This is a genomic window from Microbacterium sp. JC 701 (genome assembly GCF_021026215.1).
Lineage (GTDB): Bacteria > Actinomycetota > Actinomycetes > Actinomycetales > Microbacteriaceae > Microbacterium > Microbacterium algihabitans.
The window spans coordinates 1,594,935-1,619,662 of sequence record NZ_JAJNCV010000001.1 but is presented as its reverse complement, the minus strand read 5'-3'; the positions used below and the strand labels follow the sequence as shown (position 1 = coordinate 1,619,662).

Genomic DNA, 24,728 nt, shown 5'->3' with positions numbered 1-24,728 from the left:
TGCGAACAACCGGTCTGGGCAGGTTTGGGCACCCGGGCGGTATATGTAAGCGACCCCAAGTGTTCGACACGTATGCCCGAGAGGAATGCCCCCATGTCTCACGCCCCCCGCCTCGAATGCCGCTCATGCGGACAGGCGTTCACCGCCGCCCGCCGCGACGCCATGACGTGCTCGGGTGCATGTCGCTCTCGGTGGCACGACACGCGACGGGCCGCTCTCACCGCAGACCTCGCCGCTATCGCTCGCGAGGAGTTCGCACTCAAGCTCGCCGCCTGACGCGGCCTATCAACCACCGACCACCAAGTGTCGTGGCGCGGAAATAGGCCCCCGCGAGCCGTGGTCCGCCCGCTTGCGCTTCCAGTCGCGTAAGCGGGCGCCCGGCGCCTTGTTGGCCCTCTCAGACTGGACACTTTCGCGCGCCGCCAGCCCCGGCGCTCGACTATCTGACTGGACACCACATGACCGCCCCCACCGTCTCTATGGACCCCTCCGACATCGTTGACACGGTGCTCGCCTTCTACGAGTTTGCGCTCGCCGACGGCTCCCTCGTCGCCATCCCTCGCGACCCGGGCGAGCCTCACCGCGCCCGTCCCGTCGGGGACGTATCAGCTGCCGTGACGAGCCTCGCATGGGAGTGTGTGGGCTCCGATGCCCCCACGAGCGACCTCTTAGCCGCAACCACCATGCTCACGGCCATCGCCCGCACGGCGCCCGCTCGCGACGTCGCACTCCGCGCCGTCGAGCAATCCAACACCCTCGTCCTTGACCTCGCCCGGCCCGGAGAGCTCCGCAGCGCGGTGCGCGTGACGCCGTCCGGCTGGGAGCTCATCGACCCGCGCGCCGTCGGCGTGCTGTTTGGGAGCTCCCGAGCCACCAAGCCCCTTCCGGTGCCCGTGAGTGGCGGCTCACGCGACATTCTCGCCAAAATCCTCGGCCTCTCGCCGAGGTCCGCCGAGTTTCGCCTTGTGTGGGGGTGGCTCGTGTGTGCTCTGTTCTCCTCGATGCCTCGCCCCCTGCTCGCCGTGGCCGGCCCGAGCGGTGCGGGAAAGTCCACCCTTGCGCGCATGGTCAAGTCGATCCTCGACCCGGCCCTCGGCGCAACGGGCCGCGATGGCGTGCTCGGCTCCGCACCAACTGACGACAACGCCGCGAACATCGCGAGCGTGGCGCCCCATTTCATTCCGACCTGGGACAACGTCACGCGCATTGACGATGACGTCGCCGCGTGGTTTGCTGCGCTCGTGACAGGCGCCGCCTCATTCCATGAAAGCCAAGGCACGGCCCGTCACTGCTCGGCGCTGCGCCGCACCGGGATCATCACCACGGCCGCCCTCCCGGACGGCCTCGGCGCGGATGTGCGCGAGCGACTCGTCGCCGTTGAGCTCCCCCGCGTAGCCGCCAGCGTCCGCCGCACCGAGCGAGCTCTCTGGGAGGAGTTTCGAGCCCAGCACCCCGCCATCCTCGGGGCCCTACTCGACGACGTCGCCGGTGTGCTTGCGCTCCTCGATTATGCGGGCACCGAAATCGCCGAGGTGGAGCGAATGGCCGACTACCACGAGCACCTCGTCGCGCTCGACCTCCACCTCGACACCGACCCGAGGGACGCCAACAGCTACGCCGCGACATACGCCGATAGCGTCGTCGACGGCCGTAAGGGCGATCTTTTCGTGACCGCCGTCGCCAGTCTCGCGGCTGACCGCTGGGAGGGAACAGCGACCGAGCTCCGCGACGCGCTCGCCCTGAAACGCCCGCGCGAGGCTGGCGCAAGCTGGCCGAACGGACCCTCACAAGTCGCACGCGCGCTGACGCAGCACACCGCTGCTCTCGCCGAGCGCCGCGTCACGGTCCACCGCGTCACCCGCGATAGCGGTCGACGACGCCTCTATCTTCTCGACATCGACCCACGGCCGTAGTCCACGCCAACGTCGACTCGCTCAGACCACTCGCGCCGCCATCTGGCGAAGCGTTCCGCCCGCCCGCCTCACCGACTCGCGACGGCACGAGGGACAGCGGGCATGCCCATCGCCGGTCGCTCCGGCCTGGGCTCCCCTCCGGCGCCCCCGTCACCCGTCCGCAAGCGCGGACACCCGACGGGGGCGCCGCCCCTTCCCGAGGGCGTCAAGCAAGGCGCGACGTGCTCACCTACCGCTAGACGCGGTCTCCATCACTCATTCCGGCGCTCCCGCGCCACTTACTCCATAGGAGACCCGCCATCATGGCAAACACCTTCAACCTCGACATCAACCACGTCGCCGACGTCGCCGCCAAGCTCGTCGGGCGCGACTTCAACCTCGCCGCGCTCATCAGCCGCGACGTCCAGGCCGAGTTCGCACCCGGCAAGGGCAACAAGGTCCGTGTCCCCGTCCCCGCGGCCATCCCGACGCGCACCCGCGGCATCTACGACAAGACCACGCCACTCGTCGCGGACGACCTGACCGAGACGTTCATCGAGGTCGCGCTCAAGGATCACCTCTACAACGTGGCTGTCCTGTCCGCGGGCGACCTGTCGCTGTCGATCAAGGACTACGCGACACAAGTGCTCGCCCCTCAAACGCGCGCCATCGCCGCCAAGGTCGAGGCCCTCACCGCCGAGACGATGACGGCCACCCCCGCGGCCACGGGCATCACCTACGCGGCGGCCGCCCCGGCCAAGGCGTTCACCGCGGCGCGGCGCGTCCTGCGCGGCAATGGCGTCCCTGGAGACGCGATCCTCCGCGCCGCTGTCGGCTCGTCCGTCTACGCCGACCTCCTCGACGCGCCTGTCGGGCAGGGCTTCGACGCCGACGGCAAGGTCCGCGGCTTCGAGGTCATCGAGTCCACCCGACTCGACGCCGAGGACATCGTCGCGTTCATTCCGCAAGCGTTCTCGCTCGTCGCCCGCGCGCCCCTCGTGCCCCAGGGCGCGGCATACGGCGCAAGCATCGTGACGCCCGTATTCGACGACGAGAACGGTGCACAATTCGCCGTCACCGTCATCAACGACTACGACAGCAATGTCGCCGCCGACCGCTCCCTCGTCGGCACCTTCGCCGCGGTCCAGTCGATGCCGCTCCCCGTCGACAACGAGGACGGCACGGTCGACCTCGTCGAGCACGGCGGCGCTGTCCGCATCGCAACCGGCGCGTAACGCGCTAGGCGAGCCCGCCCGACCCTGCTGGGCGGGCTCGCCCCCACGACAGGAAAACCGCATGACCTCATCCACGCTCCCGCTCATCGATTCGGCCGGTACCCGCCGCAATGCTTTCCTCGCCCTTGTGCGCGACGAGGACATCATGCGTTCCCTCGACACCGTCCCCGACGACACGCTCGTCACGGTAGGCCTCGGCCTCGCCGTCGAGGCCTACGAGGGCCGGTGGAACGGTAGCCGCGACCTTGCCGTCGCCCGCTTCGACATCCCCGCCGACGTCGTCGAGCTCCTCGCCGCCGCCGCACTCACGGCGCTCACGCCGACAATGGGCGCCATCGTCCTCGCCCGGCCCACCGAGGCCACCCTCGGCGAGCTCCGTGCATGGCTCGCCTCCCACGGCTTCAAGGCAACCGTCGCCCACACCCCCACCAAGGGCAAGCGACGAGCCACGTAGCCACCTCCACTTGCACGACATCCGCCCTTGCCATGGGGGGCGTCGTGAGCTCGCGGCCCTGTTTCCTTTCGTGGGGCGTGGCGAGTACGCGCGGCGGGTAGGAGACCCGCGCGGCGCGCGCCCCGTCATGCCGGAACTTGGGCCCAGCATGACGGGCACTTTCCCCCCTTCGGCGACCTTGACGTCGCCGATTCGGCTCAGCCTCGGGTCTTGCTCCCCCACGCTCAGCCGCGCGGGTTGTCAACGTCGACAACCCGCCCCACTCTTCGCGCGCCGTGTAAACGCACATGCGCCACGACCGGCTCGCCCCGTTGTCCACCCCACCCACCCCTAAACGCGCCCCAGGAGGCCGACATGAGTACCGACGCACCCAAACCCACGACCGCCAAGCCGGACGGCTCGACGCCGCCGTGGGGAGACGACTTCGACCCGGCGCGCGCCTGGGCGACGATCACCCGACAGCGCGAGGCGGAGCAAGGCCTCAAGGCCCGCATCGCTGAGCTCGAAACCGCCGCCGAGGGCCGCGTCCCCAGGGCCGACCTCGACGCCGCACTCACCCGCGCCGACACCGCCGAGGCCACCCTGAAATCCTCCAAGCGTGCGGCGGCGCTCGCCAAGGCCGAGCTCCCCGAGGAGCTTCACGCGTTCGTCACCGCCGAGGACGACCACGGCATGGCCGAGCAAATCGCCAAGCTCGCGGCCGCCGTCAAGCCCAGCACGGCGACTACCGCCACCACGAGCGCGCCCGCGCCCGCCCGGCCCGCGGCAGAGCTCATGCCCGGCCACGGTGGCCACGAGGCGCCTACGTTCAACGCGAACGCCCTCGCTACTTCCGTCCACGGCAAGGGCCGAGGATGACGGCGGCCTCGCCCCGCAGCGAGTTGCGCCATCTACTCGCCCCGCACGGCTGGCCTATGGAGCCGCTCGTCCTCGTTGAGGATGCACCAGACGGCGCCTACCTCGTGCCGCTCACCGAGCTCGCCTCCGTCCGCTAGCTCCCCAACCCAAGGCCCCCGCCCCGCCATCTCGGCGCCCAGGCGGGGGCCTTTCGCGTACCCCTGGACACCACCCGCGCGCCCCTCTTCGACACAGCGCCAACCCACAGCACGAGGCGAGGCTAGGCACCCCACACGGCGCGCCACCTCCGCCCTCACCGAGGAGGGCACCCCCGGCTCCCGCGGTACGTGTAAACGCACGTGCCGCTGGAGCTGACAGGGGTGGGGGGGTAACTCCCCCCACCCCCTCCCTTCCCTCCCGGTGCGGCATAGCGTGTCGCAGCGGTTACGTATACGCAGTTTGTTTTTCCGCCCGCAGCGGCTTCGACGGAAGGTCTCCATTCCGCTACTGATTTGTCCGGCGCAGTCCCATCAGGCGAACCGGGCCGCCAATCCCGCAATGGTCAACCCGTCGTCTGCGAGCATCGTGTCATCGGCACTGCGGTAGAAGATATCCTTACCGACGAACGACAGCGCCTTCTGGGGCGGGACCGATATTACGATGACGCCAAGGCCGAAGTAGTCGTGATAACTCATGCTCGAGAGGACCGACTCCACCAACGGGGTCGACAATGCGGAATTTTTGATCGCGTTCTTCCATCGGGAGAAATAGACCTCGGGAGTTTCTCCTAAGATCACCATTTCACGGCGGACGCCTACGACGTCGCGATGCCCGACTCGGCGGGGAGTGATGCCGTCAAGAGCCTTAATTTTCACCGCGTCGGAAGGCTTGTCGGTGACTCCGATGATTAAGGTTCCACCATGGGTCGGACCGTTGTTTGCAATCGCACAAATAGTGCGAACGATTTTAGTCATGAAGCCGCTGGGCATCGATCGCTGCGGCCCCAGGCTCAACATGCCCTGCTTGAGTTCATAGTCGGGCAATTCGATCTCAGACCGACGTATCGCAGCATCGATATCGGCGATGGACTGATTGCTGTACACACCCGCGAGATCGCTGTCCGCGACGTGATTGTTGAGCAAACCCTTGACAGCATCGACGTTCTTACGGCGCTCGACTACTGTCGTGCTACCGCGACCCGTGTCAATGCGATTATCAAGCTTTGTGATAACAGTTTTCACGGCGGCATAATCTGTGATCTTCTTCTTGCCGCCGATAAGCACTTCATGAAACGCGATGACGAGCGTCGCGAAAATGGCAGGGAAGGCGTTGTTCGTGCGCTTCGAAAAGAGAATGTCGCGGAGCTTGCTCGCCGTTCCCGCTGAAGCGACTTTGAGGATCTCGTCGATGCAGTACTTGATCTCATCCGTGAGGGCGTCGACCCCGTACACATTGAGCGCAGTCGCAATTCTTGAGTTTTCCGAGCTACCACGCTCGTAAACGGCATCCAACGCATCCTTCGAACGCTCAAGCAGTATCCCGCCGACGACGCAGGCCGCAATGTCCGCTATGCACTGCTCGTCCATACTGTCTCTCAGGTCCGTCGATCTGAGAACGCCATGGATGACCCAGAAAACCTCGTCAGCCTGCACGTCGTAACCGTGCTTAGTCTTCGGCAGATCGATGCTGATGGAAGGCATCTTGGAAAGATCCAACGTCGCACTCGATGCATCACCCCGGAGCACACACGCGAGTTCGCGAACCAGCTCAGAGAACTGGTCTTGCACTCCAGCTTGTCGACGCTCTTGATCGCTCAACCGATGCCCATAAGTGTTGATTCTGCCGAAGACATCATTGATCTCTTCTTCATCCGCACCTCGCATAATCGACACTGCGAGCGTGTAGTCCAGGATCGAGCCGACGTCCCGCTTGCTGATCAGTTTCCCGGAATCGCGCTTCTCAAAATGCCCTTCAGCTGACCGCTCGTTGGCTGTGAAGAACTGTGCGACGTCGAAATGCTCTCCATCGAGCGTCACAAACCCCGTCTCGATGAACGAGACGATACTGTGCAGCCGCTGCAAGCCGTCGATGATTTCGTATCCGCCATCGGGCTGTTCTGCAAGCAGCACGGCCGGTATCGGGTAGCGCTTCATCAGCGACTCGATTAACCGCTGCTTCTCTTCTAGCGTCCAAACCAACTTGCGCTGGTACCGCCTGTTGACCGTGAGCTTGCCCTCTGCGAACCATACATACAGAGATTGAATGGACTTCGGCTGCGAGTCGAGTTCTGCCATGGATCGAATCTTGCAGATCAGACCACGACTAGCCAGCTTCGATGCCAAATGCGGCCACCGTGTCGCGCGTAATGGCGCTGCGGAGCGCATCCGGCGGACGACGCACCTCGCAGCGCAGGTCAACCGTTGCGCTCTCGCCAGCAACGACGCGAGTCCGAGAGGTGATCGCGCTCGACGCCGCGTCGCTGCGCTTCCGCGTGAACCCCCCTCGGCGTTGGCGGCTCCGCAGGCCAAGAATCCGCCCGCGTGGCGATGAGCAAGCCAACATGCGCGTGGGCGAAATGGACACGGGAGTCCACGCCGGGTGAACTCTCGCGGAGGAGCGCCCTCAGGCTCTTGGTTGCAGACTGGTCGACCCACGCATTGGCCGCGAGGAGGGTGGTGTCCTCGGCCGGGTTACCGGCGCACGTCATGCAGTTGGAAATCGCGAACTCGATTGAGCCACCATCGTTACCCTAGAACCATGGCATCCCGTCGCGAAAAGTTGCTTTTGCTCGACACCGCGTCGCTGTACTTCCGCGCCTTCTACGGGGTGCCCGACAAGGTGAAGGCCCCCGACGGCACCTCGGTCAATGCGGCGCGGGGTCTGCTCGACATGATCGCCAAGCTCGTCACCGCGTACGAGCCCACGCGCCTCGTCGCGTGCTGGGACGACGACTGGCGTCCCGCGTGGCGCGTCGACCTTCTCCCGAGTTACAAGGCGCACCGCGTCGTCGAGGCGGTCGAGACCGGACCCGACGTCGAAGAGGTGCCCGACCCGCTCGAGGCGCAACTGCCGGTCATCCGCGCGGCGCTCGAGGTGCTCGGCATCCCGATCTCGGGGGCGAGCGACCACGAGGCCGACGACGTGATCGGCACCCTCGCGACCCGCGCCGATGTCCCGGTCGACATCGTCACGGGCGACCGCGACCTGTTCCAGCTCGTCGACGACGACCGGGGCATCCGCGTCGTGTACACGGCGCGCGGCATGAGCAACCTCGAGATCGTCGACGATGCGGCCGTCGTCTCCAAGTACGGGGTGCACGCCGCGCAGTACGCCGATTTCGCAGCTCTGCGAGGCGACCCCTCCGACGGACTCCCCGGTGTCGCCGGCATCGGCGAGAAGTCCGCGGCGTCGCTGCTCGCGGCCTGCGCGACCCTCGACGGCATCCGCGCGGCCGCCGCCGACGGCAGTGCCGGCACGCCCGCACAGCGCGCGAAGATCCTCGCCGCCTCCGACTACCTCGACGTCGCGCCGACGGTCGTGCGCGTCGCGCGCGATCTCGACCTCGCGCCCTTCGACGACCGCCTGCGTCCCGTCGACCACGACGCCGCGGTGGCGCTCGCCGACACCTGGAACCTTGGGTCGTCGATGACCCGCGTGCTCGCCGCACTCCCCCGCTGAGCCTCAGCGCGTGCGCTCGAGCCACTCCCTCAGCTTCTCGAGCGGCCACGTCGTGACGATCCGGTCTACCGGAACCCCGAGCGCCTCGGCCCGTGCGGCCCCGTGATCGAGCAGTGAGAGCTGTCCGGGCGCGTGCGCGTCGGAATCGATGGAGAACAGGCACCCGGCCTCGATCGCCATCGCCAGCAGCTCGTCGGGCGGATCCTGCCGCTCGGGTCGCGAGTTGATCTCGACCGCGACGCCCGACTCCGCGCACGCGGCGAACACGGCCGCCGCGTCGAACTCCGACGGAGGGCGCGTACCCCGCGCTCCCTCGACCAGCCGACCCGTGACGTGTCCCAGCACGTCGACCCGCGGATCCCCCGCCGCCGCCACCAGACGCTTCGTCATGGGGGCGCGGTCCATGCGCAGTTTCGAATGGGCGGATGCCACGACCACATCGAGCGCGTGCAGCAGCTCGTCCTCCTGGTCGAGCGCACCGTCGTCGAGGATGTCGACCTCGATGCCCGTCAGCAGTGTGAAGCCGTCGCCGCGGTGACCGCGAACGATCTCCATCTGCGCGCGCAGGCGTTCGGGCGACAGGCCGTTCGCCACCGTCAAGCGGGGCGAGTGGTCGGTGAGGGCGAGGTACTCGTGCCCCAGCCCGCGTGCGGCGTCGACCATCGCCTCGATCGGGGTGAGCCCGTCCGACCAGTCGCTGTGGCTGTGCAGGTCGCCGCGTAGGCGCGCGCGCAGCTCGGCTCCGCCGACGGGCGCCGCCTCGGCGCGGAGGGTCGCGAGACGCTCGGGCACCTCACCCGCGAGGGCCTGGGTGATGACCGCGTACGTCGAGTCGCCGATGCCCGCGCGTCGCCGGAGGGCAGGATCGCGGAGTTCGGCGTCGCTCAGCCCCTCGATCGCGGCGGCGGCGGTACGGAACGCCTTGCTCTTGTAGCGCGACGACCTTTCCCGCTCGAGCAGATACGCGATCTCGGTGAGGGCGTCGAGCGGGTTCACGATCTACTCCGCCAGAGCCTTCGACGTGTCGACCCAGGCGTCGAGCTTGGCCTCGGCGCGCCCGTCGTCGATCGCGGCGGCGGCGTCGGCCATCGCCTCGGCCAGGCGTTCGAGGATGGGCCGCTGCACCTGGGTCGCGTCGCGGAACAGGCGGAACGAGACCAGGCCCGCCGCCGCGTTCAACAGCACGATGTCGCGAACGGGACCCGACTCGCCGCCGAGCACGCGGCGCACGACGGTGGCGTTGTGGTCGGGCGTCCCGCCCAGGAGGTCGTCCATGTCGGCGAGAGGAAGGCCGAGGTCGCGCGGATCGAGGTCGTGCTCGTGCACGTCGCCGCGGCTGATCTCCCACACGCGGCTGTGGCCGGTGGTGGTCAGCTCGTCGAGGCCGTCGTCGCCGCGGAACACCAGCGCGGTCGCGCCGCGGGTACGGAACACGCCCGTGATCAGCGGCACGCGGTCGAGGTGCGCGACGCCGACGGCGTTCGCTTCGGCGCGTGCGGGGTTGCACAGCGGCCCGAGAAAGTTGAAGACCGTCGGCACGCCCAGCTCCGAGCGCGTGGCGGCCGCGTGGCGGAAGCCGGGGTGGAACGCCGAGGCGAAGGCGAAGGTGATGCCCGTGCGGTCGAGGATCTCGGCGACCTTCTCGGGCGACAGCGTCAGCGCGATGCCCAACGACGACAACACGTCGGACGCTCCGGATGCCGAGCTCGCGGCGCGATTGCCGTGCTTGACGACGGGGACTCCGGATGCCGCGGCCACCACGGCCGCCATCGTCGAGATGTTGACGGTGCCGTAGCGGTCCCCGCCGGTACCGACGATGTCGAGCACGTCCGCGCGGACGGGGAGGGGCACCGCCGCTTCGAGGATGGCGTCGCGGAAGCCGACGATCTCCTCGACGGTCTCGCCCTTGGCGCGCAGCGCCATGAGGAATCCGGCCAATTGGGAGGGCGTCGCACGCCCCGCCATGACCTCGCGCATCGCCCACGTGGACTCCGACACGCTGAGGTCGTCGCCGGCGAGCAGCGAGGCGAGAAGATCGGGCCAGGTGAAGCGTTCCGCCATGCGGCAATCCTTTCACAGCGACCTGTCCTCGCGTGTCGCGTTCGAGCGGCGCGGACGGTCGCCGCGGAACACCCGTCGCACCGGGGATTATCCGCAGATTCTGAGGCTTCCCTAAGTCTCGACGATGGAATATCTCAAGTTGGGGATGGGAATATCCCGTCGCAGGATCGCGCATAATGGGATGGTGACGACCTCAGCGACGTATTCCCAGGCCGTGCGTGCCGTGAAGCGACCCGACCCGGTCGCCGTTGGCACCATCGTGTGGCTGGGCAGCGAGGTCATGTTCTTCGCCGGCCTGTTCGCGATCTACTTCACCCTGCGCAGCACCTCGGCCTCCCTGTGGGCTGACGAGACGCAGCTGCTCAACGTCCCCTTCGCGACCGTCAACACGATCATCCTCGTGTTGTCCTCGGTCACGTGCCAGATGGGCGTGTTCGCCGCCGAGAGGTACCAGCCGTACCGCACCGGTGCGCGGGCCGGCATCCTCAAGTGGGGCATGGTCGAGTGGTTCTACCTCACCTTCATCCTCGGCGCGGTCTTCGTGTCGGGCCAGGTGTGGGAGTACGCGACGCTGGTTGCCGAGGGCATGCCCATCAGCGCCAACCCCTACGCATCTGCCTTCTATCTCACCACCGGCTTCCACGCCCTGCACGTGACGGGTGGCCTCATCGCCTTCCTTCTCGTGATCGGCCGCGCGTACGCCGTGAAGAACTTCGGACGCAAAGAGATGACCACCTCGATCGTCGTGTCGTACTACTGGCACTTCGTCGACGTCGTCTGGATCGCCCTGTTCTTCGTCATCTACTTCCTCAAGTAAGAGAGCTGTACTCACATGGCACGCGAGAAGAAGACTCGTCGGGCGTCCGGGCGTCGTAGCCCCCTGGCCGCCGCCGCGCTGATCGGAATCGGACTCCTCCTCACCGGAGGCGTCTACGCCGGCGCATCGGCCGCGATGGCCGCCACCTCCGACACCCCCGTCAGCGAAGCCAACTCGGCGACGGCGGTCGAAGAGGGCCAGAAGCTGTTCCAGGCCAACTGCGCCACCTGCCACGGTCTCGACCTGCAGGGCAGCGACCAGGGTCCCTCGCTCTTCGGCGTCGGCGAGCTGTCGGTGCACTTCCAGGTCTCGACCGGCCGCATGCCCCTGCAGGCGCAGGGCCCGCAGGCTCCGGTCAAGCCGGTGCAGTTCACCGAAGAGCAGACCAACGCGATCGCCGCCTACGTGCAGTCCGCGGCCCCCGGTCCGTCGTACCCGTCGAACGAACTCCTCGACGGTGAGGGCGACCTGTCGCACGGTGCGGAGCTGTTCCGCATCAACTGCGCCATGTGCCACAACGTCGCCGGCGCCGGCGGCGCACTGACCGAGGGCAAGTACGCCCCCGACCTGCACAGCACGACCCCGGTCAACATCTACGCGGCAATGGTCACGGGCCCGCAGAACATGCCCGTCTTCAACGACCTCAACCTCACCCCCGAAGACAAGCGCGACGTCATCTCGTACCTGATGTACCTCCAGAAGACGGACTCCCCCGGCGGCTACGCCCTGGGCTCGCTCGGACCGGTGTCGGAGGGTCTGTTCATCTGGATCTTCGGAATCGGGGCGCTCATCGCCCTCACCGTCTGGATCACGGCGAAGTCCAACTGACCGTCGTCTTCGACATCACGTAAACGCACGAGGAGCACCATGGCACACGAGGACGACGCACTCGAGCACGAGAGGGCTTCCTGGAAGCCCGGCTCGGGCCTCGCCGTCGCGGTTCCGGACGCCGCGGCGAATCCGGGACTCCCCGGCCACCGTCAGCGCATGACGGACAAAGACCCGCAGGAGATGAAGCGCGCGGTCCGCACGGTCTACACGCTGTTCTACATCTCGGTCGCGGCGAGCATCTGGGCGAGCATCGCCTACATGATCTTCCCGATCGAGTCGGGGTCGATGATCGACATCCGGTACAACAACCTCTTCATCGGACTCGGCATCGCCTTCGCGCTGCTCGCAATCGGCATCGGCACCATCCACTGGGGCAAGTCGGTCATGTCCGACAAGGAGTTCATCGAAGACCGTCACGGCACGCGTGGTCGCGACGAGGTCCGCGAGGGCGCGGTCAACGTCTTCGTCGAGGCCGAGAAGGACTCCGGCTTCGGCCGTCGCGAGATCATCCGCAACTCGCTCTTCGCCGCTCTCGCGGCGTCGATCATCCCCGGCATCACCCTGTTCCGCGGTCTCGCCCCGCAGGACGTCGACCCGGTGACCGCGCTCAGCCACACCATGTGGAAGCAGGGCATGCGCCTGGCCCACGACCCCTCCGGTCGTCCCATCCGCGCCGCCGACGTCACCCTGGGTTCCGCGTTCCACGTCATCCCCGAAGAACTCGCCGGCCTGGGCCACGACGAGGGCTACCTCGAGGAGAAGGCCAAGGCGATCGTCCTGCTCATGCGCATGCAGCCCGAGCAGCTCAATCCCGAGACCAACAAGCTGGACTGGTCGTACGACGGCATCATCGCGTACTCGAAGGTCTGCACCCACGTCGGTTGCCCCGTGGCACTGTACGAGCAGCAGACCCACCACCTCCTGTGCCCCTGCCACCAGTCGCAGTTCGACGTCGCCAACGGCGCGGCCGTCATCTTCGGCCCGGCCGCCCGTCCTTTGCCGCAGCTCCCCATCACCGTCGACGCCGAGGGTTACCTCGTCGCTCAGAGTGACTTCCAGGAGCCCGTCGGCCCCAGCTTCTGGGAGCGCTCATGAGCACCGGTACCCATCCCACCGAAAACGTCGTCACCGAGCCGGCCGTCTACTCCGGTCCGCCGCAGGCGCCCGCCGGCCGTGACGGCAAGCCGCTCGGCGGCAAGTTCGTCGGTGCCGCCGCGAACTACCTCGACGAGCGCACGAGCATGTCGGGTCTGGTCAAGGAGCTGGGTCGCAAGATCTTCCCCGACCACTGGTCCTTCATGCTCGGCGAGATCGCTCTGTGGAGCTTCGTCGTCGTGCTCCTCTCGGGCACGTTCCTGACGTTCTTCTTCCAGGCCTCCATGGTCGAGACGCACTACAACGGTGCGTACGAGCCCATGCGCGGCATCGCGATGTCGGCCGCCATGGAGTCGGCGCTGCACATCTCGTTCGATCTGCGCGGCGGTCTGCTCGTGCGCCAGATCCACCACTGGGCGGCCCTCGTGTTCGTCGCCGGTATCGGCGTGCACATGCTGCGCGTGTTCTTCACCGGCGCGTTCCGCAAGCCCCGCGAGCTCAACTGGGTGGTCGGCTTCATTCTCTTCATCCTCGCGATGGCCGAGGGCTTCACCGGCTACTCCCTCCCCGACGACCTGCTCTCGGGCAACGGCCTCCGCATCATCGACGGCATGATCAAGGGCCTGCCGATCATCGGCACCTGGACCTCGTTCCTCCTCTTCGGTGGCGAGTTCCCGGGCACCGCGATCGTCGGACGCCTGTACACGCTGCACATCCTGCTGCTGCCCGCGATCCTCGTGGCGCTGCTGGCCGTGCACCTCATGCTGATGATCATCAACAAGCACACGCAGTTCGCCGGGCCCGCTCGCACGAACAGCAACGTCGTGGGCTACCCGATCCTCCCGGTGTACGCCTCCAAGATGGGTGGCTTCTTCTTCATCACGTTCGGTGTGATCGTCCTGATCGCCGCGCTCGTGACGATCAACCCGATCTGGAACTACGGCCCCTACGACCCGTCTCCGGTGTCGGCCGGTACCCAGCCCGACTGGTACATCGGCTTCGCCGACGGCATGCTGCGTCTGATCCCGCCGCACCTCGAGTTCGTCCTCTGGGACCGCACCTTCTCGTGGAACATCATCATCCCGGTGGGCGTGCTCGGACTGTTCATCGTTCTCGTGCTGGTCTACCCCTTCATCGAGGCGTGGGTCACGGGCGACAAGCGCGAGCACCACATCGCACAGCGTCCGCGCAACGCCGCGACGCGTACCGCGATCGGTGCGGCCGGCGTCACGTTCTACGCCGTCATGTGGGCTGCCGCCTCGTCGGACATCATCGCCACGCACTTCCACCTCACGATGGAGGGCGTCATCCACGCCCTGCAGGCGCTGCTCATCCTCGGGCCGATCCTGGCGTACTTCGTCACCAAGCGCATCTGCATCGCGCTGCAGAAGAAGGACCGCGAGATCGCTCTCCACGGCTACGAGTCGGGTCGCATCGTCCGCCTTCCCGGTGGCGAGTACATCGAGGTCCACCAGCCGGTCGACGAGTTCGAGCGCTGGAAGCTCGTGGACAACGAGACTTACGAGCCGCTGGTCGTGCGTCCCAACGACCAGGGTCAGATCCCCTGGCACGAGAACTTCCGTGCCTCGGTGTCGCGTTGGTTCTTCGAAGACCGTCTCGCTCCCCTCACGCAGGCGGAGCTCGACGCCGCGGTCGCCCACCAGCACCACGAGCTCGACCACATCGACCACGAAGAGGCCGACGAGATCGCCGGGGCGAACGCTCGCGCCGACGAAGACGGCCGTCCGCGCAACGCCATCGGCGAGCGTGTCGAGGTCGAGATCCCCGCTCCGAAGGGACTCGAGGAGCGCAACCGCCCCTCCGGTGACAAGAGCGAGTAACCACTCCGCATGAATGACGAGACCCCGGCGCTTCGGCACCGGGGTCTCGTCATTGTCGCGCAGGGGCGAAGTGGCAGAGATCGGTGCGCTCGTGGCATCCGGGGTCGTGGCTCCCCCTCGCAGCTCTGTCTAGCGTGAGGGTCATGTCAGACGCCGCCCTGTTCTTCTCCACCCGACTCGCCCACGAGACGGATCCCTCCGACGTGTACGCCGTGCAGAAGGCCGGAAAGCGCTTCGTGCTGGTCGACGTCCGGGGCGACGACGCATGGCAGCAGGGGCGCATCAGCGGCGCCGTGCACATGCCGTACCGCTCCATCCCCGACCGCGCGCCGAACGAGATCCCGATCGACATGCCGGTGGTCGTGTACTGCTGGAGCCCTGGGTGCAACGCGGGAGTGAAGGGCGCCCTCGCCTTCGCCCAGCTCGGGTACGAAGTGAGGGAGATGATCGGCGGCTACGAGTACTGGGTGCGCGAGGGTCAGCCGTTCGAGAACGACGGAGGGCCCTGCGCCCGCGTCTTCGACCCGACGGTGATGGTCGTCCGCACCTGATCGTTAGGCTGTCGGGACGCGTCGCGAAGGAGTCCCGGATGCAGCATCCCCCGATCGAACCGTTCGCCTCAGGCCACCTCGAGCGCCCCGACGGCGCTCGTCTGTACTGGGAGACGTCGGGCAACCCGCAGGGGCGCCCGGCGCTCTATCTGCACGGAGGCCCGGGCGGTGGTCTCGGCAAGCGCGGCTATCGCCGTCGTTTCGATCCGGAGCTTCATCTGATCATCGGCATCGATCAGCGCGGCTGCGGCCTCAGCACGCCGTGGGCGAGCGACGACCTGTCGACACTCCGCTTCCAGACCATGACGCACCTCATCGACGACCTCGACGCGGTGCGCGCCTTCCTCGGTGTCGAGCGATGGTTGCTGCACGGGGTGTCGTGGGGATCGACGCTCGCGCTCGCGTACGCACTCGAGCATCCCGACCGGGTGAGCGAGATCGTCAATCTCGCCGTCACCACGGGCCGGCGGTGGGAGATCGATTGGATCACTGACGGCATCGCACCGGTCTTCCCCGAGGCGCACGAGGCGCTCAGAGAACCGCTCGAGCCCGGAGAGCGCACCATCGAGGGGTACGCGCGGCTTCTGACGGATCCTCGCGAGGAGGTCCGCCGCGATGCCGCGAAACGGTGGGACGCCTGGGAGGTCGCGCACATGTCCCTCGGCCCCCTCGCCACACCAGGTCCGTTGCACGACGACGCCCGTCATCGACTCAACTTCGCCACCCTGACCTCCCACTATTGGGCCAACGACTGCTTCCTCCCCGGTGATCGGTCGGTGCTGTCACGCGCCGATGAGCTTGCCGGCATCCCCGGCGTCCTGGTGCACGGGCGCCGCGACATCAGCGGTCCCGTCGAGACGCCGTGGCGGCTCCACCGCGCGTGGCCCGGGAGCAGGCTCGAGATCGTCGAGGAAGACGGCCACGGGGGCCCTCGAAGCGCCGGACTGACTCAGGAGGCGATGGACGCGTTCGCGCGCGGCGACCGGTGAGCGACACCGACGACCCCGACCGCTCGCCGGACTGGTAGCGTGCGCTCGTGCTGGTCGGTGCTGGAATCATCGTGGTCGCGGCGTTCGCGTCGGTTCTCCTGCTGTGGCTGTGCGGGCGTGACGTCGTCCCTCGCAACCGCGTCGTCGGTATCCGGCTACCAGCCCTTCTCGCGTCGGATGCCGCCTGGCGGGCGGGGCATTCGGCCGCTGTCGGACCGGCCGGTGCCGGAGCTCTTGTCGGCGCGCTCGTGCTCGCCGTGTCAGCGCTCGGACGATCCGACTCCGTGCTGGAGCCGATCCTGGTCGTGATCGTCATGATCGGCGCCCTCGGGTGGGCCGCAGTCGTCGCCGTTCGCGCTGCGCGCCACGCTCCCTCCGGCCCAGAGCGCGAAGTGGTCGATCACACGGGTGACGCTCGACCACTGGCGTCGGTAGTCGTGTTCGTCGGCGATGACATCGGACGGGTTTCCGGCAGCATCGGACTCGGGAGTCTGACGGTGCTCACCGGTTCGTTCGCTCTCATGTGGATCACCGCGGTGACCGCCGCAGAGACCCCGTCGACCTCCGTCTTCCTGCTGGTGCCGGTGGGACTGCTGATCGGCTCGCTCGTCTTCGTCCTCGCGACGATCCGGCCTCCGGGAGCGAGCGCGACAACGTCGTCCGAGTGACGAGGCGCAGCATCGTGCCCGAGGGTCGTGCCGAACGCGTGTCACCGCACGGCCGAGCCCGCGTCCGTCAGGCGGTCTCGACGTCTTCAGCGAACCACCGCGCGGCTGAACCGAAGAAGATCGGGTCGACTCCGCTCGGCTCGTCGTCGTCGACGACGTCGCACACCACGACGGTGACGTTGTCGCGGGTCCCTGCTTCGAGGGCGAGAGCGACCGCAGACGCGGCAGCGGCGCGGGGATCCGAGGCCTCGGCGACGAGCCGAGCGACGTCCGCCTCGGGAACGTAGTCCGTCAGACCGTCGCTGCAGAGCACCCACCGATCACCGACGACCGGCGGACGCTCGGCGACCGAGACGACATCGCCCTCCGCACCCCCGAGAGAGGCGGTGATGATGTTCCGGCGCGGGTGCGCCTGCGCGGCCTCCGGCGGAATGATGCCGTGGTCGACGAGAGCCTGCACGTAGGAGTCGTCACGCGTCTCGCGCGTGAAGTCGCCATCGCGCAGCAGGTACGCACGCGAGTCGCCCGTGTGCGCGAGAAGGAGCTCGCCACCCGTGCTGAGGAAGAGCCCCGTGAAGGTGGTCGCCATCCCCTGCAGGGCGGGATCGCGCTCGACGTGAGCACGGATGTCCCAGTTCGCCTCGCGGATGCGAACGAGCAGACCATCGGCATCCATCCCGCCACCGCTGGTGGCGACGAGCCGATGAAGGAGAGCGGCGGAAGCAAGGTCTCCCGAAGGGCCTCCCCCGACGCCATCTGCCACCGCCGCACCCCAGGACGCCGCGAAAGCGGCGTCCTGGTTGGTGGGACGGTGGGCGCCGGCGTCGGAGACGGCGGCCGCATTCAACCGAATGGGCACAGGATCAGCGCGCGAAGTACCCGCGGTAGTACTCGTACACCCAGCCGACGATCGCGATCGCGAACACGACGAAGCCCACGGGCACGAGCCAGCTGCCGACCGCGAGGCCGATCACCGCGATCGCAGCCGAACCGGCGAGGATGATGGGCCACCACGACCACGGGCTGAACTCGCCCATCTCGGGGTCGCCGTCATCGATGTCGGCCGTCAGCAGGTCTTCGGGCAGCTCACCGCGCTGCGACTTGTGCACGCGGCCAATGTAGAACGCGATCATTGACGACATCAGGCCGAGGAAGGCCAGAGCGACGGTGCCGACCCACTCGACCCCACCATGCTGGATGAGGCTCCAGACGGTGTAGACGGCCGAGATGAGGAAAGCGAAGACCGCGAGGATCCACCAGAGGTTGACGTTGGTACGCATGTTCTTACTTGACCTCTCCGGCTGCGTGATCCACGACGGGGGCGTCGGGGGCGTCCTTGGCCGGCCCCACACCGACCGGGATGCCGGCCTCGGGGTGGTTCAGGTCGAACGCGGGACGCTCGCTGCGGATACGCGGGATCGAGGTGAAGTTGTGACGCGGCGGCGGGCACGACGTCGCCCACTCGAGCGAAGCTCCGTAGCCCCACGGGTCGTCGACGGTCACTCGCGGGGCCTTGCGGGCCGTGATCCAGACGTTCAGCAGGAACGGGATCATCGAGGCGCCGAGGATCATCGAGCCCACCGTGGACAGCTGGTTCTCCCAGGTCCATCCATCGGCGGCCGCGTAGTCGGCGTAGCGACGGACCATGCCGTCGACACCCAACCAGTGCTGGATGAGGAAGGTCATGTGGAAGCCGACGAACAGCATCCAGAAGTGCACCATGCCCAGACGCTCGTTGAGCATCTTGCCGGTCCACTTCGGCCACCAGAAGTAGAAGCCCGCGAACATCGCGAACACGACTGTTCCGAAGACCACGTAGTGGAAGTGCGCCACGACGAAGTAGGAGTCGGAGAGGTGGAAGTCGAGCGGGGGCGACGCGAGGATGACACCGGTCAGACCACCGAAGACGAACGACACGAGGAAGCCGAGGGCGAACACCATCGGGGTCTCGAACGTCACCGAACCGCGCCAGAGGGTTCCGATCCAGTTGAAGATCTTCACACCGGTCGGCACCGCGATGAGCATCGTCATCAGGGCGAAGAACGGCAGGAGCACTCCACCCGTGACGTACATGTGGTGCGCCCACACCGCGACCGAGAGCGCCGCGATGGCGATGGTCGCGTAGACGAGGGTCTTGTATCCGAAGATCGGCTTGCGGCTGAACACCGGGAAGATCTCGGAGACGATGCCGAAGAACGGCAGCGCGATGATGTACACCTCGGGGTGACCGAAGAACCAGAACAGGTGCTGCCAGAGCAGGACGCCGCCGTTCTCAGGGCTGTAGATGTGCGAGCCCAGCACGCGGTCCGCGGCGGCGGCGAAGATCGCCGCGGCCAGCACGGGGAACGCGAGCAGGATCAGGATGCTCGTGATGAGCGTGTTCCACGAGAAGATCGGCATGCGCCACATGGTCATACCCGGGGCGCGCATCGTCAGGATCGTGGTGATGAAGTTGACCGCACCGAGGATCGTGCCGAAACCGCTGATGCCGAGACCTAGCATCCAGAGGTTTCCGCCGACGCCCGGAGAGAAGCTCGCATTCGCGAGGGGCTGATACGCGAACCAGCCGAAGCCGGCCGCACCCTGCGGGGTGAGGAAGCCCGACACCGCGATCGTGGAGCCGAAGAGGAACAGCCAGAAGGCAAAGGCGTTCAGACGCGGGAACGCCACGTCGGGCGCGCCGATCTGCAGCGGCAGCAGCGCGTTGGCGAAGCCGGCGAACAGCGGCGTCGCGAACATCAGCAGCATGATCGTGCCGTGCATCGTGAACAGCTGGTTGTACTGCTCTTTGGTCGGGATGATCTGCATGCCGGGCTCGAAGAGCTCCGCACGGATGATCAGCGCCATGACGCCACCGAGCATGAAGAAGATGACGGAGGCGATCAGGTACATGTACCCGATCGTCTTGTGGTCGGTGGAGGTGATCCACTTGACGACCAGGTTGCCCTTCTGCTCGACACGCGAGGTGCTCAGCAGAGCGGCTTGACGCGGCGGGAGAGTCGTCGGGCGCGAAGGCCCTGTCCCCTGGAGCGGAAGCGTCGTGGCCATGATCACTCGTTCCCTTCGGCCGTACCGGTCGTCGTGAGGTTCTGCAGACGGGTCAGGTCGCTGATGTCGCCCGTGTTGCCGGCCTCACGGAGCGAGCCGAGGTATGCCTCGTACTCGTCGTCGCTGACGACCTTCACGTTGAAGAGCATCGCGGAGTGGTATTCACCGCAGAGCTCGGCGCACTTGCCCTCGTACGTGCCCTCACGGGTGGGCGTGAACGACCACTCGTTGTCACGACCGATGTACATGTCTTTCTTGTAGAGGAAGTCGATGATCCAGAAGGAGTGGATGACGTCGCGCGAGCGCAGGTCGATCTTCACCGTCTTGTTCACCGGCAGGTAGAGGGTGGGCACGTCCTGGAGGTCGTAACCGTCGGACGTGGCCTTGGCCTGCACACCCATGGAGTACACGGCGTCGGAGTTGTCCTCCTGCTCGCCGTTGTACTGGAAGTCCCACGCCCACTGCTTGCCGTAGGCGGTGATGGAGACGTCGGGGTCGTCGTACTGCGTCTCGAGCGTGTTCTGGTCACGCGCGGTGAACGCGAAGAACCCGACCACGAGGATCAGCGGGACGATCGTGTAGAAGATCTCGACCGGCATGTTGTAGCGCAGCTGCACCGGAAGACCGGACTGGCCCTTGCGGCGGCGGTACGCGATGACCGACCAGAGCATGAGGCCCCACGTGATGACGCCGACCGCGAGGAGCACGATCCAGGAGTTGACCCACAGACCGGCGACCATGTCGGTGTGGTTCGTGGCAGGCGTGCCGTCATCGACGAAGCCGGGCAGGAAGCCGTGGAGCTGAGTCGTGGTGCAGCCGGAGAGAGCGGCGACGGAGGCGATTCCGAGGGGAAGCGCTGCCCAGCGAAGGCGACGTTTGGAGGGCACAATGCACCTTTCCGGGTCGTGGATGTAGCTCTGACAGTCTAGGGCAACCTCTCACCACTCTCAGGCCATTCGTCCAGTGCCGAGACATCGAGAACCCCCGCTTTCCATAGGAGATTCCAGGAAAACGGGGGCCCTCGTGTCGGCGCCGTCGAACGGCGTCGGGAGTCAGTGGAAGCTGTCGCCGCAGGCGCAGGAGCCCTGGGCGTTGGGGTTGTCGATCGTGAACCCCTGCTCCGAGATCGTGTCCTTGAAGTCGATGTTCGCACCGTCGAGGTACGGCACGCTCATGTCGTCGACGATGACCTCGACGCCGTCGAAGTCGACGACCTTGTCGCCGTCGAGATAGCGCTCGTCGAAGTAGAGCTGGTAGATGAGGCCGGAGCATCCGCCGGGCTGGACGGCGACGCGCAGGCGCAGGTCGTCGCGGCCCTCCTGGGAGAGAAGGCTCTTGACCTTGTCGGAGGCGGCCGCGGTCAGGCCCACGCCGTGCTCGCGGGTCTCGGCGGAGGACGACAGAGTGGTGTCGGTCATGGCGATGCCCTTCGGGTTGATCGGTCGCGGGGACGTCACGAGTCTACGCCCGTCGCGCCCCCGCGGATCCGATCAGACCGTGCGGCCGTTCAGACGAGTGAGCAGCAGCGCCTCCGACACCAGCGCGTTGCGGAACGTGTCGAGGTGCAGCGACTCGTTCGGGCTGTGCGCACGCGCGTGAGGGTCTTCGACGCCGGTCACGAGGATCTGCGCCGACGGGAACTCGCGCACGAGGTCGGAGATGAAGGGGATCGAGCCGCCGATGCCGACGTCGACCGAGTCGACACCGTATCCGTCGGCGAAGGCCGCGCGGGCCTCCCCCACCGCCCATCCACTGGTGTCGACGAGGAAGGAGTCGCCGCAGTCGACGTCGGTGAACTCCAGCTGCGCACCGAACGGCGCGTGCGCGCGCAGGTGCTTCTCGACCGCCGCGAAGGCCTCTTCGGCATCCTGCCCCGGGGCGACCCGCGCGCTGATGACGACGCTCGTCTGCGGCGCCAACGTGTTCGACGCGGCCTCGACGGGCGTGGCATCCCAGCCGGTGATGGTGACCGAGGGCTTGTTCCAGATGCGGCTGAGGATCGAGTCGCGCCCGATCGGGCTGACGCCCTCGAGCAGGCCCGACTCCGCGCGCAGCGTCGCCTCGTCGTAGGCGGGGGTCTCGGCGTCGCGCACGGCGAGGCCTTCCACCGCGACCGCGCCGTCGTCGTCCCACAGGGTCGCGAGCAGCTTGACGGTGGCGAGCATGGCATCCGGAACCGCGCCGCCCATCATGCCCGAGTGCGATGCGTGCTCGAGGGTGCGGACGGTCAGGGTGAAGCGGGCGTTGCCACGCAGTGAGACGGTGAGCCCGGGCGTGCGCTCGTCCCAGTTGCCCGAGTCGGCCACGACGATCACGTCGGCGCGCAGCACGTCGGCGTTGTCGGCGAGGAACTGGGCGAACGAGCGCGAGCCGTACTCTTCTTCGCCCTCGATGAAGACGGCGATGCCGAGGTCGAGGTCGTCGCCGAGCACCTCGGCGACCGCGCGGATCGCGCCGACGTGCGCCATGATCCCGGCCTTGTCGTCGGCGGCGCCACGACCGTAGAGGCGACCGTCGCGGACGGTGGGCTCGAACGGCGGTGAGTCCCACAGCGCCTCGTCGCCCGGAGGCTGCACGTCGTGGTGGGCGTAGAGCAGCACGGTGGGCCGCCCGTTGCGCGCGGCGCGCGTGGCCAGGACGGCGGGCTGGCCGAACTCGTCGGTTCCGGGGATCGCGGCGCGCTTCACCTCGACCGAGTCGAAGACGCCGGTGCCCTCGAGGAGGGCGGCGACGGCATCCGCACTCTTCACGAGGGCCGATTGGTCGAACGCCGGCCAGGCGATCGAGGGGATGCGCACGAGGGAGCCGAGGTCGGCCAGGGCGGAGGGGATGCCGGCGTCCGCTGCTTTTTGCACAGCGTCCTGCCGGGACAGGTCGAGGGTCATGCGGGTAATCTTAAATCTCCCGATCAGCGAAGCACCGAGGTTTCCCGTGGCCAAGTCCCCCGCCCCCGCCCCCAACGACACCCCCGTCGACCCGACGGTGAGTGGATTCGGCAAGGGCCGCGCCACCCCGTCGCGCGCCGAGCAGGAGGCCGCCCGCAAGCGTCCGCTGGTGCCCGACACGAAAGAGGCCAAGGCCCGCGCGCGTGCAGAGCTCGCCGCGCAGCGCGAGAAGGCCCGCATCGGCATGGCCGCCGGCGAGGAGAAGTACCTCCCGGTCCGCGACCGCGGCCCGCAGCGCCGGTTCGCGCGCGACTTCGTCGACGCCGGCTGGCACCTCGGCGAGGGCGTGATGCCCTTCATGGTGCTCGTGATCGTGGCGACGCTGATCCCCGTCGCGTTCTTCCAGTACTGGTCGTTCGTGGCGCTCTGGATCTTCATCCTCTTCGTCGTCGGCGACATGATCATCACCTCGATTCGCGTCAAGCGCGCGGCGAAGGAGAAGTTCGGCGAGACGCGTCTCGAGAAGGGCCTGGGCTGGTACGCCGCGATGCGCACCGTGCAGATGCGCTTCATGCGCCTGCCCAAGGCGCAGGTCAAGCGCGGACAGTACCCCGTCTGATCCGACGGATGTGACCGAGCGGCGTGCCTCCGGGCGCGCCGCTTCGTCGTTCGCGGGGTCGCTTCGCGCCACGCGCGTCGAGGCCCGCTCCCGCGTTGACCGTCCGAGACACGCCGTTCGACCCGACCGGGCGCGGCGTGTCGTGGACACTCGACGTGCGGTCGCGGAGCGACCGGGACGCGAAGCCCCGGAGGTCAGCGCCCGCGCGCGAGACCCCGGTTGATCTGGCGAGCCCAGAGCGGACCGCGGTACAGGAACCCGGTGTAGCCCTGCACGAGGGTGGCTCCGGCGTCGACGCGCTCCCGCACGTCGTCGGCCGTCTCCACTCCCCCGGCGGAGATGACGACGAATTCCGCCGGCACGGCCGCGCGCACGAGGCGCAGCACGTCGAGGGAACGCTGCTTGAGCGGTGCTCCCGAGAGTCCTCCCGCCCCGGCCGCCTCGACCGTCGCCGCCGGCGTGCGCAGCCCGGCCCGCTCGATGGTCGTGTTCGTGGCGATGAGGCCCGCGAGCCCCGTGTCGACGGCGAGCCGCGCGATCTGCTGCACCTCGTCGTCGGCGAGATCGGGCGCGATCTTGACCAACAGGGGCGTGCCGCCGGCGGCGTCCTTCACCGCGGTCAGCAGCGGGCGCAGCGTCTCAACCGCCTGCAGGCCGCGTAGGCCCGGAGTGTTCGGCGACGAGACGTTGACGACGAGGTAGTCGGCGAGCGGGGCGAGCAGGCGGGCGGAGCGGACGTAGTCGGTCGTGGCGTCGTCGACGGCGACCACGCGGCTCTTGCCGATGTTGACCCCGACGACCGGGCGACGTCGCGCTCGGCGCAGGCGCCGCAGGCGGGCGGCGGCGACGGCGGCTCCCTCGTTGTTGAAGCCCATCCGGTTGACGACGGCACGGTCGGCGACGAGCCGGAACAGTCGGGGCTTGGGGTTACCGGGCTGCGGCAGGGCGGTGACGGTTCCCACCTCGACGTGACCGAATCCGAGCGCACCCAGGCCGCGGCCCATGGTGACGTTCTTGTCGAAGCCGGCCGCGACCCCGAACGGCGACTCGAAGGTCAGCCCGAGCGCGTGCACGCGCTGGTCGGGAGCCGGGGCGGTGAAACGACGCAGAACGGATGCCACCGGCTCGACACCCGCGACACGGATGACGAGGGCGCCCAGGTGATGGGCGAACTCGGGATCGAAGCGGGTGAGAACCGTGCGGAAGAGGAGGGGATACATCCCGGCC

The 24,728-nt window shown here is 67.7% G+C and carries 23 protein-coding genes; 13 read left to right on the top strand and 10 right to left on the bottom strand.

Annotated elements, in window-relative coordinates; translation table 11 throughout:
* The first annotated feature begins 458 nt into the window (after positions 1 to 458).
* The 4 genes from LPW41_RS07625 (at position 459) to LPW41_RS07610 (ending at position 4,439) form a co-directional block, all read left to right on the top strand.
* Positions 459 to 1,913 carry a hypothetical protein gene (locus tag LPW41_RS07625; RefSeq protein WP_230704467.1) on the top strand — a complete coding sequence of 485 codons (1,455 nt, stop codon included), beginning with the start codon at positions 459 to 461 and terminating at the stop codon, positions 1,911 to 1,913.
* A 302-nt stretch (positions 1,914 to 2,215) separates the two neighbouring features.
* A complete protein-coding gene (locus LPW41_RS07620; RefSeq protein ID WP_230704466.1) occupies positions 2,216 to 3,127 on the top strand; it encodes a P22 phage major capsid protein family protein in 912 nt (303 codons plus the stop codon).
* A 61-nt stretch (positions 3,128 to 3,188) separates the two neighbouring features.
* Positions 3,189 to 3,581 (top strand): hypothetical protein, encoded by a 393-nt coding sequence (locus tag LPW41_RS07615; protein WP_230704465.1) that lies wholly within the window; start codon positions 3,189 to 3,191, stop codon positions 3,579 to 3,581.
* A 354-nt stretch (positions 3,582 to 3,935) separates the two neighbouring features.
* A complete protein-coding gene (locus LPW41_RS07610) occupies positions 3,936 to 4,439 on the top strand; it encodes a YjbH domain-containing protein (protein ID WP_230704464.1) in 504 nt (167 codons plus the stop codon).
* 509 nt (positions 4,440 to 4,948) lie between these two features.
* On the opposite strand, the gene LPW41_RS07605 is transcribed toward LPW41_RS07610, so the two are convergent.
* Positions 4,949 to 6,712 carry a DUF262 domain-containing protein gene (locus LPW41_RS07605; RefSeq protein WP_230704463.1) on the bottom strand — a complete coding sequence of 588 codons (1,764 nt, stop codon included), beginning with the start codon at positions 6,710 to 6,712 and terminating at the stop codon, positions 4,949 to 4,951.
* Between the two features lie 463 nt (positions 6,713 to 7,175).
* Here LPW41_RS07605 and LPW41_RS07600 point away from each other — a divergent pair, with 463 nt between their 5' ends.
* Positions 7,176 to 8,096, top strand: coding sequence for a 5'-3' exonuclease (locus LPW41_RS07600; RefSeq protein ID WP_230704462.1), 921 nt, complete (start codon positions 7,176 to 7,178; stop codon positions 8,094 to 8,096).
* 3 nt (positions 8,097 to 8,099) lie between these two features.
* Here the strand turns inward: LPW41_RS07600 and LPW41_RS07595 are convergent, their stop codons facing one another.
* Both LPW41_RS07595 and trpD read right to left on the bottom strand, forming a co-directional pair.
* Positions 8,100 to 9,092 (bottom strand): PHP domain-containing protein, encoded by a 993-nt coding sequence (locus LPW41_RS07595; RefSeq protein WP_230704461.1) that lies wholly within the window; start codon positions 9,090 to 9,092, stop codon positions 8,100 to 8,102.
* 3 nt (positions 9,093 to 9,095) lie between these two features.
* Positions 9,096 to 10,157 carry an anthranilate phosphoribosyltransferase gene (gene trpD, locus LPW41_RS07590; RefSeq protein WP_144827888.1) on the bottom strand — a complete coding sequence of 354 codons (1,062 nt, stop codon included), beginning with the start codon at positions 10,155 to 10,157 and terminating at the stop codon, positions 9,096 to 9,098.
* Between the two features lie 181 nt (positions 10,158 to 10,338).
* Here trpD and LPW41_RS07585 point away from each other — a divergent pair, with 181 nt between their 5' ends.
* The 7 genes from LPW41_RS07585 to LPW41_RS07555 all read left to right on the top strand — a co-directional run bounded on the left by LPW41_RS07585 (position 10,339) and on the right by LPW41_RS07555 (position 16,949).
* Positions 10,339 to 10,974, top strand: a complete 636-nt coding sequence (locus LPW41_RS07585) for a heme-copper oxidase subunit III (protein WP_144827891.1) — start codon at positions 10,339 to 10,341, stop codon at positions 10,972 to 10,974.
* 15 nt (positions 10,975 to 10,989) lie between these two features.
* Positions 10,990 to 11,802, top strand: coding sequence for a c-type cytochrome (locus LPW41_RS07580; protein WP_144827894.1), 813 nt, complete (start codon positions 10,990 to 10,992; stop codon positions 11,800 to 11,802).
* A 39-nt stretch (positions 11,803 to 11,841) separates the two neighbouring features.
* Complete coding sequence (locus LPW41_RS07575; RefSeq protein ID WP_144827897.1) at positions 11,842 to 12,900, top strand: ubiquinol-cytochrome c reductase iron-sulfur subunit; 1,059 nt, start codon at positions 11,842 to 11,844, stop codon at positions 12,898 to 12,900.
* Positions 12,897 to 14,741, top strand: a complete 1,845-nt coding sequence (locus LPW41_RS07570; protein ID WP_144827899.1) for a cytochrome bc complex cytochrome b subunit — start codon at positions 12,897 to 12,899, stop codon at positions 14,739 to 14,741. Before LPW41_RS07575 ends, LPW41_RS07570 begins: the two co-directional genes overlap by 4 nt.
* A gap of 143 nt (positions 14,742 to 14,884) precedes the next feature.
* The gene (locus LPW41_RS07565; RefSeq protein ID WP_230704460.1) at positions 14,885 to 15,292 is read left to right on the top strand and encodes a rhodanese-like domain-containing protein; all 408 of its coding nucleotides are present in this window, start codon (positions 14,885 to 14,887) and stop codon (positions 15,290 to 15,292) included.
* Between the two features lie 38 nt (positions 15,293 to 15,330).
* Positions 15,331 to 16,281: an alpha/beta fold hydrolase gene (locus LPW41_RS07560; protein WP_230704459.1), complete on the top strand. Its 951-nt coding sequence runs from the start codon at positions 15,331 to 15,333 to the stop codon at positions 16,279 to 16,281.
* A gap of 47 nt (positions 16,282 to 16,328) precedes the next feature.
* Entirely contained in the window at positions 16,329 to 16,949 is a 621-nt protein-coding gene (locus tag LPW41_RS07555; RefSeq protein ID WP_230704458.1) for an SdpI family protein, read from the top strand.
* A 67-nt stretch (positions 16,950 to 17,016) separates the two neighbouring features.
* Here the strand turns inward: LPW41_RS07555 and LPW41_RS07550 are convergent, their stop codons facing one another.
* The 6 genes from LPW41_RS07550 to LPW41_RS07525 form a co-directional block, all read right to left on the bottom strand.
* Positions 17,017 to 17,808 (bottom strand): PP2C family serine/threonine-protein phosphatase, encoded by a 792-nt coding sequence (locus LPW41_RS07550; RefSeq protein ID WP_154095834.1) that lies wholly within the window; start codon positions 17,806 to 17,808, stop codon positions 17,017 to 17,019.
* A gap of 4 nt (positions 17,809 to 17,812) precedes the next feature.
* Positions 17,813 to 18,229: a cytochrome c oxidase subunit 4 gene (locus LPW41_RS07545; protein ID WP_144827913.1), complete on the bottom strand. Its 417-nt coding sequence runs from the start codon at positions 18,227 to 18,229 to the stop codon at positions 17,813 to 17,815.
* A 4-nt stretch (positions 18,230 to 18,233) separates the two neighbouring features.
* Positions 18,234 to 19,997, bottom strand: coding sequence for a cytochrome c oxidase subunit I (gene ctaD, locus LPW41_RS07540; protein ID WP_144827916.1), 1,764 nt, complete (start codon positions 19,995 to 19,997; stop codon positions 18,234 to 18,236).
* Between the two features lie 2 nt (positions 19,998 to 19,999).
* Positions 20,000 to 20,884, bottom strand: coding sequence for a cytochrome c oxidase subunit II (gene coxB, locus LPW41_RS07535; protein ID WP_144827919.1), 885 nt, complete (start codon positions 20,882 to 20,884; stop codon positions 20,000 to 20,002).
* A 165-nt stretch (positions 20,885 to 21,049) separates the two neighbouring features.
* Positions 21,050 to 21,415 (bottom strand): iron-sulfur cluster insertion protein ErpA, encoded by a 366-nt coding sequence (gene erpA / locus LPW41_RS07530; protein WP_056227791.1) that lies wholly within the window; start codon positions 21,413 to 21,415, stop codon positions 21,050 to 21,052.
* Between the two features lie 72 nt (positions 21,416 to 21,487).
* On the bottom strand, positions 21,488 to 22,882 hold the full coding sequence (locus LPW41_RS07525; RefSeq protein WP_144827923.1) for a dipeptidase: 1,395 nt from the start codon (positions 22,880 to 22,882) through the stop codon (positions 21,488 to 21,490).
* Positions 22,883 to 22,928: 46 nt separating this feature from the next.
* On the opposite strand from LPW41_RS07525, the gene LPW41_RS07520 reads away from it, so the two are divergent.
* Complete coding sequence (locus LPW41_RS07520; RefSeq protein ID WP_144827925.1) at positions 22,929 to 23,501, top strand: DUF3043 domain-containing protein; 573 nt, start codon at positions 22,929 to 22,931, stop codon at positions 23,499 to 23,501.
* Positions 23,502 to 23,695: 194 nt separating this feature from the next.
* On the opposite strand, the gene LPW41_RS07515 is transcribed toward LPW41_RS07520, so the two are convergent.
* Entirely contained in the window at positions 23,696 to 24,721 is a 1,026-nt protein-coding gene (locus LPW41_RS07515; protein WP_154095836.1) for a quinone-dependent dihydroorotate dehydrogenase, read from the bottom strand.
* Between the last annotated feature and the right edge of the window lie 7 nt (positions 24,722 to 24,728).

What these genes read in the sequence shown, in the direction of transcription:
- LPW41_RS07545 (WP_144827913.1), bottom strand. Translation starts at nt 18,229, where the DNA reads ATGCGTACCAACGTCAACCTCTGGTGGATCCTCGCGGTCTTCGCTTTC.
- LPW41_RS07580 (WP_144827894.1), top strand. Translation starts at nt 10,990, where the DNA reads ATGGCACGCGAGAAGAAGACTCGTCGGGCGTCCGGGCGTCGTAGCCCC.
- LPW41_RS07620 (WP_230704466.1), top strand. Translation starts at nt 2,216, where the DNA reads ATGGCAAACACCTTCAACCTCGACATCAACCACGTCGCCGACGTCGCC.
- LPW41_RS07515 (WP_154095836.1), bottom strand. Translation starts at nt 24,721, where the DNA reads ATGTATCCCCTCCTCTTCCGCACGGTTCTCACCCGCTTCGATCCCGAG.
- LPW41_RS07600 (WP_230704462.1), top strand. Translation starts at nt 7,176, where the DNA reads ATGGCATCCCGTCGCGAAAAGTTGCTTTTGCTCGACACCGCGTCGCTG.
- LPW41_RS07570 (WP_144827899.1), top strand. Translation starts at nt 12,897, where the DNA reads ATGAGCACCGGTACCCATCCCACCGAAAACGTCGTCACCGAGCCGGCC.
- LPW41_RS07615 (WP_230704465.1), top strand. Translation starts at nt 3,189, where the DNA reads ATGACCTCATCCACGCTCCCGCTCATCGATTCGGCCGGTACCCGCCGC.
- LPW41_RS07560 (WP_230704459.1), top strand. Translation starts at nt 15,331, where the DNA reads ATGCAGCATCCCCCGATCGAACCGTTCGCCTCAGGCCACCTCGAGCGC.
- erpA (WP_056227791.1), bottom strand. Translation starts at nt 21,415, where the DNA reads ATGACCGACACCACTCTGTCGTCCTCCGCCGAGACCCGCGAGCACGGC.
- LPW41_RS07625 (WP_230704467.1), top strand. Translation starts at nt 459, where the DNA reads ATGACCGCCCCCACCGTCTCTATGGACCCCTCCGACATCGTTGACACG.
- LPW41_RS07585 (WP_144827891.1), top strand. Translation starts at nt 10,339, where the DNA reads ATGGTGACGACCTCAGCGACGTATTCCCAGGCCGTGCGTGCCGTGAAG.
- LPW41_RS07565 (WP_230704460.1), top strand. Translation starts at nt 14,885, where the DNA reads ATGTCAGACGCCGCCCTGTTCTTCTCCACCCGACTCGCCCACGAGACG.
- LPW41_RS07605 (WP_230704463.1), bottom strand. Translation starts at nt 6,712, where the DNA reads ATGGCAGAACTCGACTCGCAGCCGAAGTCCATTCAATCTCTGTATGTA.
- LPW41_RS07610 (WP_230704464.1), top strand. Translation starts at nt 3,936, where the DNA reads ATGAGTACCGACGCACCCAAACCCACGACCGCCAAGCCGGACGGCTCG.
- ctaD (WP_144827916.1), bottom strand. Translation starts at nt 19,997, where the DNA reads ATGGCCACGACGCTTCCGCTCCAGGGGACAGGGCCTTCGCGCCCGACG.
- trpD (WP_144827888.1), bottom strand. Translation starts at nt 10,157, where the DNA reads ATGGCGGAACGCTTCACCTGGCCCGATCTTCTCGCCTCGCTGCTCGCC.
- LPW41_RS07525 (WP_144827923.1), bottom strand. Translation starts at nt 22,882, where the DNA reads ATGACCCTCGACCTGTCCCGGCAGGACGCTGTGCAAAAAGCAGCGGAC.
- LPW41_RS07575 (WP_144827897.1), top strand. Translation starts at nt 11,842, where the DNA reads ATGGCACACGAGGACGACGCACTCGAGCACGAGAGGGCTTCCTGGAAG.